At 29.5% G+C, this 13,240-nt stretch carries 14 protein-coding genes; 9 read left to right on the forward strand and 5 right to left on the reverse strand.

Annotated elements, in window-relative coordinates; translation table 11 throughout:
• The first annotated feature begins 39 nt into the window (after positions 1-39).
• Together DZ68_RS0107460 and DZ68_RS0107465 are read left to right on the forward strand one after the other, a co-directional pair.
• Positions 40-993, forward strand: a complete 954-nt coding sequence (locus DZ68_RS0107460) for an SLAC1 anion channel family protein (protein WP_024787994.1) — start codon at positions 40-42, stop codon at positions 991-993.
• Complete coding sequence (locus tag DZ68_RS0107465) at positions 994-1,500, forward strand: DUF302 domain-containing protein (protein ID WP_024787995.1); 507 nt, start codon at positions 994-996, stop codon at positions 1,498-1,500. It begins immediately after the preceding gene.
• A gap of 93 nt (positions 1,501-1,593) precedes the next feature.
• Here the strand turns inward: DZ68_RS0107465 and thiS are convergent, their stop codons facing one another.
• Together thiS and glyS are read right to left on the reverse strand one after the other, a co-directional pair.
• Positions 1,594-1,800, reverse strand: a complete 207-nt coding sequence (thiS, locus tag DZ68_RS0107470) for a sulfur carrier protein ThiS (protein ID WP_156919583.1) — start codon at positions 1,798-1,800, stop codon at positions 1,594-1,596.
• 108 nt (positions 1,801-1,908) lie between these two features.
• On the reverse strand, positions 1,909-3,882 hold the full coding sequence (gene glyS, locus DZ68_RS0107475) for a glycine--tRNA ligase subunit beta (protein ID WP_024787997.1): 1,974 nt from the start codon (positions 3,880-3,882) through the stop codon (positions 1,909-1,911).
• Positions 3,883-3,943: 61 nt separating this feature from the next.
• Between glyS and DZ68_RS0107480 the strand changes: the two genes are divergently transcribed.
• From DZ68_RS0107480 to DZ68_RS0107510, 6 genes are all read left to right on the forward strand, one after another.
• Positions 3,944-4,348, forward strand: coding sequence for a thioesterase family protein (locus DZ68_RS0107480; protein ID WP_024787998.1), 405 nt, complete (start codon positions 3,944-3,946; stop codon positions 4,346-4,348).
• Between the two features lie 2 nt (positions 4,349-4,350).
• A complete protein-coding gene (locus DZ68_RS0107485) occupies positions 4,351-4,872 on the forward strand; it encodes a YbhB/YbcL family Raf kinase inhibitor-like protein (protein WP_051428213.1) in 522 nt (173 codons plus the stop codon).
• Between the two features lie 97 nt (positions 4,873-4,969).
• Positions 4,970-6,580, forward strand: a complete 1,611-nt coding sequence (locus DZ68_RS10630) for a sensor domain-containing diguanylate cyclase (RefSeq protein ID WP_084021803.1) — start codon at positions 4,970-4,972, stop codon at positions 6,578-6,580.
• 62 nt (positions 6,581-6,642) lie between these two features.
• Positions 6,643-7,143 (forward strand): prepilin-type N-terminal cleavage/methylation domain-containing protein, encoded by a 501-nt coding sequence (locus DZ68_RS0107500; protein ID WP_024790946.1) that lies wholly within the window; start codon positions 6,643-6,645, stop codon positions 7,141-7,143.
• Between the two features lie 168 nt (positions 7,144-7,311).
• Positions 7,312-7,437 carry a hypothetical protein gene (locus DZ68_RS11245; RefSeq protein ID WP_255327381.1) on the forward strand — a complete coding sequence of 42 codons (126 nt, stop codon included), beginning with the start codon at positions 7,312-7,314 and terminating at the stop codon, positions 7,435-7,437.
• Positions 7,418-8,014: a Fic family protein gene (locus tag DZ68_RS0107510; protein ID WP_024790947.1), complete on the forward strand. Its 597-nt coding sequence runs from the start codon at positions 7,418-7,420 to the stop codon at positions 8,012-8,014. The genes DZ68_RS11245 and DZ68_RS0107510 overlap by 20 nt, the downstream gene beginning before the upstream one ends.
• Before the next feature lie 72 nt (positions 8,015-8,086).
• Here DZ68_RS0107510 and DZ68_RS0107515 read toward each other — a convergent pair whose 3' ends face one another.
• Positions 8,087-9,304, reverse strand: a complete 1,218-nt coding sequence (locus DZ68_RS0107515) for an IS256 family transposase (RefSeq protein WP_024788002.1) — start codon at positions 9,302-9,304, stop codon at positions 8,087-8,089.
• 83 nt (positions 9,305-9,387) lie between these two features.
• Here DZ68_RS0107515 and DZ68_RS0107520 point away from each other — a divergent pair, with 83 nt between their 5' ends.
• Positions 9,388-10,278 carry a YeiH family protein gene (locus DZ68_RS0107520; protein ID WP_084021804.1) on the forward strand — a complete coding sequence of 297 codons (891 nt, stop codon included), beginning with the start codon at positions 9,388-9,390 and terminating at the stop codon, positions 10,276-10,278.
• Between the two features lie 31 nt (positions 10,279-10,309).
• Here the strand turns inward: DZ68_RS0107520 and purH are convergent, their stop codons facing one another.
• On the reverse strand, positions 10,310-11,824 hold the full coding sequence (purH, locus tag DZ68_RS0107525) for a bifunctional phosphoribosylaminoimidazolecarboxamide formyltransferase/IMP cyclohydrolase (protein ID WP_024790948.1): 1,515 nt from the start codon (positions 11,822-11,824) through the stop codon (positions 10,310-10,312).
• A gap of 29 nt (positions 11,825-11,853) precedes the next feature.
• Positions 11,854-13,227 (reverse strand): phosphomannomutase/phosphoglucomutase, encoded by a 1,374-nt coding sequence (locus DZ68_RS0107530; RefSeq protein WP_156919584.1) that lies wholly within the window; start codon positions 13,225-13,227, stop codon positions 11,854-11,856.
• Positions 13,228-13,240 lie beyond the last annotated feature (13 nt).

Below are 13,240 nucleotides of genomic sequence, written 5' to 3' on the forward strand. Positions count from 1 at the left end.
AATTCGTTTTGAACATTTGCTCAAAAAGAGGAGGCATAAATGAGAAGTTTACAATATTTTCCAGTTCAGCTTTTTGCGGTTGTAATGGGTCTTTCAGGTTTAACCATTGCATATGCAAAAGCGTTTCATTTTTTACATTTGCCGTATTGGCCCTACTTTATATTGCTTATTTTAGATACAGCGGCATTTTTTTGTATTTTTATTACTTATATGATTAAATGGATAAAATATCCGGATGCAATAAAGGCTGAGATTAATCATCCTGTAAAAAGTTCTTTTATTCCGGCTATTTCAATCAGCTTTTTGCTTATTTCCATTGCATATATGGATTATGCCCCTACTATCAGTGTAACATTTTGGTGGATAGGTGCTTGGCTTCATCTGTTTTTTACATTCAGCGTAATTAAATTTTGGATAAGACACAGTTTTGATGTAAAAATGATAAGTCCAGCATGGTTTATTCCTATTGTAGGTAATGTATTGGTGCCTGTTGCCGGAGTTGATGTGGTGAATGAATACATTAACCTGTTTTTCTTTACTTTGGGAATTTTTTACTGGATTGTTTTATTTACAATAGTAACATACAGAATGATTTTCCATCATCCGTTGCCTAAAAAACTGATACCTACATTTTTTATTTTAATAGCGCCGCCTGCAGTGGGATTTATCAGCTATTTTAGAATAACATTCGGAAGTATCGATATATTTAGTATGATATTATATTTAATCGGATTGTTTACTTTTTTACTTTTAATTGCAAAAAAAAGTTTATATACGCAAATACCGTTTTTTATTTCATGGTGGGCATATACATTCCCGCTTGCGGCAATTACAATTGCCACCACTTTAATTTACAGCAGTTTTAAAAACTGCTCAATGTATTGGTTTTCATTATTACTGTTAGCAATAGTTACCGTTGTTGTGTTTTATGTCGCATATAAAACATATTTGGCTATAAAAGCAGAAAAAATTTGTATACCAGAGGAGGAATAAATGAATAAAAGAAGTTTGATAGGCGGATTTATAATAGGTTTTGTTGTAGCGGTATTTTTAATACCTTTGTTTTTTAAATTATCGGCTGAAAATATGCTTTTTAAACAAATAAAAAGCCCTTACAGTTTTGAAAAAACTGTTAATTTGTTAGCAAACAGTATTGCTAATCAGCCTGGATGGCATATTGTAACAATTATCAACCAAGAAGAAGAAATCAAAAAATACGGTGGTCCTGATGTGGGAAAAGTTGCTATTATTAAATTTTGTAATGCTAAGCTTGCAGGAAAAATGCTAAGCGATGACGATACTAAATTTATGGCTGTAAAAATGCCTTTGTCAATTGCCGTATATGAAGATTCAAAAGGTCAGGTTTTTATTTCTTTAATGAACGGATATCTGTTAACAAGAATGCTTAGCGGTACAAAAGAGGGTAAAATTATGGAATTGGTTGTCAGAGATATAGAAAGTATATTATCATTTGTTCATTTCAGATATACAATCTTCTAATTATTTTCATTGTGGCTGTTAAAATCAGCCACAATGAGTTTTTTTATTTTAATTCATTTTACATTTTACATTATCCATTTTTAATTATAAAAATTATCCTCCGCCTACAAAATTAAGCGCTTCTATTTTATCACCATCTTGTAATTTATAATTTTTCCAGTCATCTTTTTTAACTATTTTCATATTTACAGCCACCGCCATTGTTTTGTCAAGGATATTAAGAGAGCTTAAAAGCTCTGAAATTGTAGTATTTTCGGGAATTTCTTTTTCAATTCCGTTTATTTTAATTTTTATTTTCATTATCATCCTTTTTAACTTTTCACCATAGCCGTTTTTCAAACGGCCAGGTGAGTTTAATTCGCTTTGCTCATTTTCACTCATTTTTCATTTTCCATTTTCCATTCCCCATTAAATAGTGATTTCCTTGATATCCGCAATATCCAAAAATTCTTTGTAAATTGAAGCAATCATACTTTTTCTGTTGTGTCTTGTTTTTTCATCTTCCACATTTACCATTACATTATCAAAAAAATTATCTATTAAAGGTTTCAGTGAAATTAGAAAATCAAGTTTTTTTTCTAAATCAGTATAATTTTTGACTTTTTTGAATTCATCCCATAATTTTTTTTCTTCTTCTTTTTCAAAAAGTTTTTCATTTACTTTAATTGTATTCAAATCAAAATCTTTTACTATATTCCCGACTCTTTTGAATGTAACGGATAAATCTTTAAAATCACTGCTTTTAACAATTTCATTCATTAATTTTATTTTTTTGTCTATTTCGAGTATATTACTTTCATCTGTGGCAAGAACAGCCCTGATAACGGACGGATTGACATTATAAAATTTATAAAATCTTTCATAGATGAATTCAAGCAGTTTATCTGTATCCAGATTTTTATAAAACGGTTTTATTTTTTCTAAAATTTCTTTAAAATCAAGCGCTATGCTGTTTTCCAGAGATATTTTTATAATATAATTTGCGGCTCTCCTTAATCCAAACGGGTCTTTATTTCCTTTTGGAATTTTACCTATGCTGAAAAGTCCTGCGAGCGTATCCAAATTCCTTGCAATATTTAGAAGTGCCGAAATTTTATTGCTGGCGCTGTCGCTGTATTGCTCTTTTATAGCAACTGCAATTTCTTCATCAATTCCCTGGGCTTTTGCGTAATAATATCCCATGATTCCCTGAAGCTCTGTAAATTCATATACCATTTCGGTCAGTAAATCTGCTTTTGCTAAATTTATAGCCTTATTTACTTTTTCTTTAGCCACATTAAATTTTTCAGCCAGAATTTCCCCAATTTTTTCTTCTCTTTTAACTTTGTCATAAAGACTTCCCAGATTGTCCATATAAACTATATCTTTAAGCCCTTCAATTGACAATCCGTTTTTCAAATCGTTTTCATAGAAAAACAGGGCATCTTTTAGCCTTGCTCTAAGTACCCTTTCATTTCCGTTGATAATTTTAGAAAAATCTTTTGTATACGCATTGCTTACCACAACAAATGCATTAGTTAATTTATTATTTTTAAACACGGGAAAATATCTTTGATTCTCTTTCATAGAGGTAATAATAACTTCCGGAGGCAGAACTAAAAATTCTTCATCAAATTTTCCAAGAAGCGGGGTCGGATATTCTGTAATAGCTACTATTTCTTCAAGCAAATCTTCATCGATTTCAACTTTTACACCGGTTTTTTGTTCTATTTTTTCAATTCCCTGTAATATTTTTTTCCTTCTTTCGTCCGGATATAAAATTACCCCTTTTTTATCAAGTTCGTAGAAATATTTTCCCACAAAATCTATAAAAATTTTATCTTTAAAGAATCTGTGTCCGTATGTGAAATTGCTTGAAGTTACACAGTATTTGTTAAAAATTATAGATTCATCTTCAATTATTGCCAAAATCCATCTGAGAGGTCTAATAAATTCCTCCCTGCAGCTTCCCCATTTCATATTTTTACCGAAATTCATACTTTTAAGCCATTTTTCAATCATTTCAGGAAGCAGTTTTTTGGCTTCTTTTCCTTTTACCTCTTTTTTAAAATATAAAAATTCCTGATTTCCTTTTGTTTTATATTCCACTTCATTTGGCAGTATTCCACATTTTTTGGCAAACCCTTCTACAGCTTTTAGGTTTTTTTCGGCTATTGCTTTAGGCGCACCCCAAATTTCTTCTGTTTTATCTTCCTGTTTTGTAGGAAATTCTCTGTGCCAGAGAGTCAGTCTTCTTGGCGTATAATAAAAATTGAAATCTGTTTTTAAATTATATTCTTCTAAAATATTTAACCAGCTTTTTTCAATATTTGAAAGTTCTTTTAATAAAGGAATCGCAGGCAGTTCTTCAACGCCTATTTCTATAAGAAGAGGTTTTAACATTAGTTTCCTTTTTTTGTGTAATTTTATCAAAATGTGCTATAATAAATAAAAAAGAGTTGACATGAAACCAAATGTCTTTAAAAAAAAGATTACAGTTTCAAAAAAAGATATAGATTTTAACTCTCATGTAAATAATTTGAAATATCTTGAATGGATGATAGAGTGTGCTTTCGAACACTCCGAAAAATTGGGCTTTAATCCCCAAACCTATGAAAAAATAGGTGCAACATGGTTTGCAAAATCACATCATATAGAATATAAACTTCCGGCATTTGAAGGTGATGAATTAATTATAAAAACATGGGTTGACGATGTTAAAAAGATAACATCAAAAAGAAAATATGAAATCTATAAAAATGACAAACTGATTTGTTTTGGAGAGACAGAGTGGGTATATGTGGATTATAAAACACACAGACCAAAAAAAATTTCTGATGAGGTAATAAAAAAATATTTTGAGGTTTGAATATGAGAAAATTTTTATTATTAATAGGAGGTGTAATAATGTATGCGTTGACTTTAACTTCGCCGGATTTTGGTGAAAAAATTTCAATTGAACAGGTTTATCCCGCCTGCGGCGGGGCAAATATTTCACCCGAACTTATATGGGAAAATGCTCCAAAAAACACAAAATCGTTTGCCATTACGATGTTTGATCCGGATGCTCCGACTGATCACGGGTGGTGGCACTGGATAGTGGTGAATATTCCCGCAAACATCAATAAATTTCCAAGAAATGCGGGAAATCCGCAGAGTGAGTATTTTGATTTAGGGTTACAAACCATAAATGATTACAAAGAGGTGGGATATGGGGGACCGTGTCCGCCTCCCGGAAAGCCGCACAGATATATTATTACCGTTTATGCCCTGGATGCTGAAGGGTTTGATGTTGATATAAATGTAAATCCTCAAATATTAGCAGAGGCCATAGAAGAGCATACAATTGACAAAGCTTCAATAAAAGGACTTTATGCAAGGGGATGGAAATAGCCTCTTTTTTCTGCTGTTATCCCATTAATTAATATTATTTTAATAAATATCAATTTTGTGTTATAATATTATAAAAAAATATAAAAACAGAGGTAAAATGAAAAGTTTAAAAAAAGAAATCTTTAAAAGAACGATTATTTTAATATTGTTAATGATATCAATTTTTGGAATATTGACATCACTGTTTTTTTATCAATACAGAATAAAAAATACATTTAATTTACTAAAAACAAAAAATAGTGACGTAAGTAATTTTATAAGGGCTTATTTTAAAAAATTTTATATTGAGGTTGAATATCTCAGCAGATTAAAAGAAGTGAGGTTTGCGCCTTTTTTAAGTAAAAAAGAGCGTAAAAAGGCATTGTATGCGTTTAAATTGTTTCAAGAAATTGATAAAAATATAAATTACGTATATTCCGGGTATAAAAATAAAATGCTGCTTATAAACAATTACACACCTCCTCCCGGTTTTGACCCGACAATTAGACCCTGGTATCGTGCGGCAATTAAATCTTTTCCCAATATTTCTCAGGGAATTCCTTACAGGGAAATTAAAACAAAAGAGTGGCTGGTATCTATTTCCAAAGCTTTGGTTGATGACAGGGGGAAAATAACCGGGGTAATTTCTATAGATACTTCAATAAATAAGATTATTAAAAAATTAAATGAAAAAAGTTTTTTGAATTTATCAAATTTTATTATAAGAGACGATGGATTAATCATTGTCTGTCATAATAAATTTAATTTAAATAAAAATTTTATTGGTGAACATAATGTTGAGAGAAAAATTTTTAATAAATCAAACGGTTTTTTTGAATATTATAAAAACCACATAAAAATTCTGGCTTATTTCACCAAATTGAAAAATTTAGGATGGATAGTTATTACTGTAATTGATAAAAATACAGTGCTATTGCCGATTATAAAAAAAATTATTTTTATATTTTTAATAGTGTCAATTATTTCTGTAATATTGGGTATATTTTACACCCATATCATTTATAAAGAAATATTAAGTTCACTTGACATATTACACTCCAATGTCAGAGAAATTGTAAACGGAAACGTTGAGAATATCAAAAAAGCGGAATATCCATTCAAAGAATTTGCCGAAATTAAAGAAAATATAGAAAATTTAACAAAAAACGCACTTTATAAAAAAAATAAAGAATTGCAGGAATTAAATGCATTGTTAAAAAAAATGGCATTAACGGATAAATTAACAGGGCTTTACAACAGATATAAATTTAATGAAGAGCTTAAAAAAGAAATAGAAAGATTTAAAAGATATAAAAATCCTTTTTGTTTGATAATGTTCGATATTGATAATTTTAAACAGCTTAATGATACATACGGGCACGATATGGGAGATAAAGTCTTAAAAGAGATTGCAAAAATTACTACACAAACAATACGTAAAACAGATATCGCATCCAGGTGGGGAGGAGAGGAATTTATGATAATATGTCCCAACACATTTTTGAAAGAAGGTATACAAACAGCACAGAGGCTGAGAAAAAAAATAGAAAGTCATAATTTCGGAATTGACAGAAAAGTTACTATAAGTGTCGGAATATCAGAGTATAATGATGAAAATATAAAAATTGATGAATTATTAAAAGATGTTGACGATAAATTATATCAGGCTAAAAAAATGGGTAAAAACACGGTTGTTTATCAGATTAATTTAATAGCCAAGTATTTATAATATCTTCCTATTTTTTAAAATTTTTAATAAAATATTAAAAAAAACATAATGAAAGATTTAAAATGAAAAAAAATTTAAAAGCGTTTACTTTAATAGAATTATTAATTGTGATTATTATTATCGGAATTATAATATCTTCTGTAAGCTTTAATTTAAAACCGAACACCCTTGCACTTGAAAAAGACAGAATAAAACAATATTTTATGTATGCAGACAATATTGGCTTAAAATGGGACGGATATAATCCTTCAAAATCAAAAGTGGCGGCGGTATGTTTTGAAGTAAACAGTTCTAATAATTCTGTATCAGCCTATATTCAGAAATGGGATAATTCAAAGGAATTTTTAAAAGACCCGACCAATCAGAATAAAGAAATAAATAATACAAAATTTCAATCCAACATTTCCGCAACATTTACGAAAATATGTTTTTCCCCAAACGGTGATTTGTTTGAAAATAATTTATCAATGCAAAATTTAATTAAAACACCTCAAAAAATTACATTAAGCGACTCTAAGAGAGAAGAAAATCTGAGTATTGAACCTTCGGGCGCTATATATTGATTAATTTCAAGTAATTTTTATAAATAGGCTCGTCATATTCAGATATTTTATTTTTAATAAACCTCTAAAAAACTCTTACTTAAAAATCCTACCTAGGTTCTGTCAAAGGATTTGACAAAGTATTTTTATGGTATAATTATTATATAAAGTTTTTGTAAAAGGAAAAATATGAAAAAATCTAAATTAAAAAAAATTGTTTATCACTCTATGAGACTAGAGGGGTATAAAGTTAATTTAGAGGAAAAAAAATTAAAAGAGATAAAATCTAAATATAATGTCAAAGTACACGTTTAAAATTAGTGATATTTATTATTCTAACACTTCTATTCCTAAAAATAAACTTGACATTAAAGATGAAAATGAATTAATAAAAATAGAGCATCTTCTTTTGTTAGAATCTTACGAAAAGTTTGCAAAAAAACTTGATGTTGAATTAGATGAATACTTTTTTAAAAATCTTCATAAAAAAACTTTTCAAGATTTATATGAATGGGCAGGTGTTTATAGAGATGTTGATATAGCAAAAGGTGATACTCTTTTTTGTAGAGGAATTTATGTAACTCAAGAAATGAAAAAAATTTTTGCTAAGTTGAAAAAAGATAGATTTTTAAAAAATTTAGAAAAAGAAACTTTTGCTCATAAATTAGCCTATTATAAATGTGAGTTAATAGCTATTCATCCTTTTTTAGAATTAAACGGAAGAATTATTAGATTTTTTATTGATATTTTATCTATAAATGCTGGATATGATGTAATTGATTATGCTAATATAACTGAAGAAGAGTATATAAAATGTGCAATAGAGTGTGTTCAAAATGCTAATTATGATTGTTTTGAAGAAATAATAAAAAGTAGTATAAATAAATTTTAGATTCTTCTACCTTCCTCTAATTTATTGAGCCCATCAAATTAACTGTGTAAATAAAAACCAAAGACTAAAACTTTAAAGATATTTTACTAAAATATCTTGGAAATATATCACAAGTTGAGGATAAATTTCCGACCAGTTTCTAATCCTACTGTTTTTCCATTTTTGCATAACCTCCTGTGTTGAAGTAAAAAGGACTTTAAAAGCTGCTTCTTTTGAAGGGAATGAGCCTTTAGATTTTGTTTTTCTTTTTATGATAGAATTTAAAGATTCAATTGGATTTGTTGTATAAATAAGCTTTCTAAGTTCTTTTGGATACTTAAAAAAAGTAGCAAGCTCATCCCAGTTTCTTTTCCATAAATCATAAATATGAGGGTATCTTTTGCCCCATTTTTCATTGAAATATTCAAGATTTTGAATGGCTAAATCCTCAGTATCAGCTTGATATACTGATTTTAAATCCTTTGCAATTTCTTTTCTGTCTTTGTAAGAGACAAATTTTAAAGAGTTTCTTATCTGATGAACTACACATCTTTGAATTTCAGCTTTTGGATATACGGCTTTAATAGCTTCATTAAATCCGTTTAGTCCGTCTATTGAAAATATTAAAACATCTTCTACACCTCTGTTTTTTATTTCATTAAGTATTGAGAGCCAATATTTAGAAGTTTCATTCTCTTCACTTATCCATATACCTAAAATATCTTTTTTACCTTCTATAGTGATTCCCAGCATTATATAACAGGCTGTATTTTTTATATTTCTCTCAACCTTTATTTTTAATACGGTTGCATCCATAAAAATTATAGGATAAATACTTTCCAAAGGTCTATTCTGCCATTCAATAGCTTTTTCTAAGATTTTTTCAGTAATATTTAATATGGTTTCAGTTGAAAGCTCATATCCGTATAAATCATCAAGATGGTGCTGAATATCTTTTACACTCATTCCTTTTGCATATAAAGATAAAATTAAATCTTCCGTCCCATCTAAAAGTCTTTGTCTTTTTTTTACAATTTTAGGCTCAAATGTTGAATTTCTGTCCCTTGGAATATTTACTTCAATTTCTCCATATTTAGATTTTAAATTCTTTGTAGAGTATCCATTTCTGTAATTGCTATTATCAGATTTTTCATTTTTCTCATAACCTAAATGGTTTGTCATTTCACTTTGGGTTGCTGTTTCTATCATCTCTTTGATTAAATTTTTTAATTCATTTTCAAGCTCTTCAATTGTCACTGGATTTCCTGATTTTAATCTTCTTTTATATTCTTCAATGTTTAAAATACTCATGTGTAAATCCTTTACTTTTATTTTTTTATTTTATCATCTCTCAACATCTATATTAGGATTTACACAGTTTTTTTGATGGGGCCATAGGAGCTTTTTATGCAAATACCTTGAGAAATCATCTGCCCCAAGAATGGAATCCTGGAATTAATTTTTCAACAAAAACCCTGCTTAGGGCCGCTATCATATTTTACGGATTCAGAATCACATTTCAAAACATAGCGGCTGTAGGAATTCCTGGAATTTTCGCATCTACTATGATTGTAACTTTTACATTTATTATCGGTTATATTGTAGGGACTAAAATCTTAAAACTTGACAGAGACACTACCATACTGACAAGTGCCGGGAGTTCAATCTGCGGGGCCGCCGCAGTTTTAGCTACCGAACCGGTTGTAAAGGCAGAAGCTTATAAAAGTGCAATTGCCGTAGCTACGGTTATTTTATTTGGAACAACAGCTATGTTTTTATATCCTATTGCTTATAAAAGCGGAATTTTACATTTTACGCCAAACGAAATGGGAATATACATAGGTTCAACCATTCATGAGGTGGCACATGTGGTAGGTGCCGGAAGCGCCATTTCACCTGAAGTCGCAAAAGAAGGCGTAATTGTAAAAATGATAAGGGTTATGCTGATTTCACCGTTTTTAATAATTTTAGGCATTTTTCTTGCAAAAACGGCAAAAAACAAAATAAAAAATGAAAAAACAAAAATAACAATTCCATGGTTTGCCGTCTGGTTTATTGTTGTTGCAGGTTTTAATTCATTAAATTTACTGCCTTTAAAAATTGTAGATACTGTCAATACGCTTGATACTTTTGCACTTACAATGGCAATGACAGCACTTGGAATGGAGACAAACATCAATAAATTTAAAGGTGTGGGACTTAAAGCGATTTATTTAGCTGGAATTTTATTTATCTGGCTGATTGTTGGAGGATATTTCATAACAAAAATCAGTATAAATCTTTAAAGCAACAAATTTAATTTTGTTGCTTTAAGTCTTAATGTAAAAAGTGCCTTTTCCCGGTAAAATACATTGCAATGCCGTGTTCGTTTGCAGCTTCTATAACTTCATTGTCCCTGATGCTTCCACCAGGTTGGATTATAGATTTTATACCTACCTCAGCGGCATAATCCACACTGTCTCTGAATGGAAAGAATGCTTCGCTGGCAAGTGATGCACCTTCAATATTTAGTCCTAAAGATTTTGCTTTTTCAACAGCACATCTTGTAGCATCCACCCTACTTGTCATTCCCATACCAATTGCCACCATTTGAGAATCTTTTACAAACACTACGCAGTTTGATTTGGTAAGTGCCGCAATTTTCCAGGCTATTTCCAAATCTCTTTTATCATCTGTACATTTTTCGGTTACACACTCGGCATTTGCCACTTCATCATCACTGACCCTGTCTGCATCCTGGAATACAAATCCGCCTTCAATATGTTTAAAATCCCATTTATCCCCGGCAATTTCCAAATGAGGTTTACCAAGGTCAAAAAGTTTTATTCTTTTTTTCTTCTCAAATACTTTAACAGCTTCGTCTGTAATTTTTCCGGCAATTAAAACCTCAACAAAAATTTTATTAATTTCCTCCGCCAAATTTTTATCTACAATTCCGTTTACGGCAACAACTCCTCCATAAGCACTGATAGGGTCACATTCAAGAGCTTTTTGCCAAGTGGTGATTAAATCGCCTTTCCTTGCAGCCCCGCAAGGATTTGCATGTTTAATAATGCTTATTGCACCCTTACCTAAACTAACGGCAATTTTAACCGCTCCGTTTATGTCAGTTAGATTATTAAAGCTTATCTCACCTTTTAAAATATTTAAATTTTTATAAAAATCTTCAAATTCATACAAAGCCCCTCTTTGATGAGGATTTTCACCATATCTTGTATTAAATACTTTACTTCCTACAATAAATCTTTTTTCACCAAAACCACTGTTAAATCTTTCATTCATATAATTTGTTATCATACTATCATATGCCGCAGTATGTTCAAATGCTTTTATCATCAAATCTCTTCTAAATTCTAGCGTGTTTTTATTGTTTTTAAGAGCTTCAATTACTTTATCATAATCATTCGGGTCAGTTACAATAATTACATCTTTAAAGTTTTTAGCCGCGCTTCTAACCATTGTAGGACCGCCAATATCGATATTTTCAATAATTTCATCAAAATCATCAGTCCTTTGAGTTGTCTCTTTAAAAGGATATAAATTAACACAAACTAAATCAATTCTCTCAATCCCAAGTTCTTTGGCTTCCTCATCATCAATCCCACTTCTGTATAAAATACCGCCATGAACATAAGGATTAAGCGTTTTTACCCTTCCTCCAAAACATTCAGGGAATTTTGTAATTTCACTAATATCAATAACTTTTATTTTATTTTCTTCTAAAACTTTTCTTGTCCCGCCAGTTGAAATAATTTCAAATCCAAGCTCTTCAAGACCTTTAGCAAATTCAACAATTCCAGTTTTATCAGATACACTTAGTAATGCTCTCATTAACTTCCTTTTTTATTGAAATTATAACATTATAAAAATTTATTAATTATTTCCATCATAGTTTTTTCTATTTTCTCAAGTGCATCATATGAAGAAGCTTCAAATCTTGTAACAAGAACAGGTGTTGTATTACTTGCTCTAATAAGCCCCCATCCATCTTCAAACACTACCCTTACTCCGTCAATATCAATAATTTTTTTAATTTTAAGTTTTTCTTTATTTTCATTTAAATATTTTTTAATTTTTTCTATTATTTCAAATTTTTTATCCTCTGTTGTTTTTATTTTAATTTCATCTGTATTGTAAATAAGAGGAAGTTTTTCAAATTCAGCAATAAAATCAAATCCCTTATCAATTAGTTCCATTATCCTAAATGTTACATAAATTGCATCATCTACACCAAAATATCTATCATTAAAGAAAATATGCCCGCTAACTTCTGCTGCCATATCGCAGTTTTTTTCATAAAGCAAAGTTTTTAAATTACTATGACCTGTTTTATACATTATGGCTTTTCCAAATTTATCAATTTCATCATATACAATTTGAGAGGCTTTTACTTCGCTTATAACGCATGGATTTTTCATATTTTTTGCAAAAAAGTAAAGTAAAATATCTCCTTTATAGTTATATTTTTTATCTAAAAACGCAATCCTGTCTGCATCCCCGTCATATGCAAAAGCATAATTCCTTCCGTTTTTAATGGCCTCTTTTACCCATTTTAAATTTTCTTCAATAGTTGGGTCTGGATGATGATTTGGAAAAGTTCCGTCAGGTTCTTCAAATAAAATTTCATAATTTTTTATATTAAGTCTTTCTAAAATATCTCTTAAAACAACTCCCGCAACTCCGTTTCCACAGTCAAAAACAGCATTTAACTCTAAATTTTTTAAATGGGAAAATTGATTTGCTATATAATTTATATAATCACTTTTTAAATCATACTCAATTGCTTCAAAATTATCTTCTATCTCTAAATCAAAATTTTTAATAATTTCATCACCAAGTTCATAAATACTTTTACCAAAAAAAGGCTTTTTATCAATTGTTATTTTAAATCCATTATACTCAGGTGGGTTATGTGAACCGGTAATTTGTATACTTCCTCCTATATTAATTTTTCCAACCCCATCTAAACATAAAGGCACAAAATTTCCAAAATAATTAACTCCTGTTGGAAGCATTCCTGCATTTATTATCTTTTTACCAGCTTTATTAAGCCCACTTACTAACCAATTTATGAGTGTAGGAGAATGTGTCCTTGCATCATAACTTACTAAAACATATTCACCTTTTACTCTTTCACCTAAGAAAAATCCTATTAACTTTACAACTTTTTCATTCAAATCTTTTTCAAAAATTCCTCTTATGTCATATTCTCTAAAAATATGTTTAATATCCATGTTTTCTCCTTTT

The sequence above is a fragment of the Lebetimonas sp. JS085 genome (assembly GCF_000523295.1).
Classification (GTDB): Bacteria; Campylobacterota; Campylobacteria; order Campylobacterales; family Nautiliaceae; genus Lebetimonas.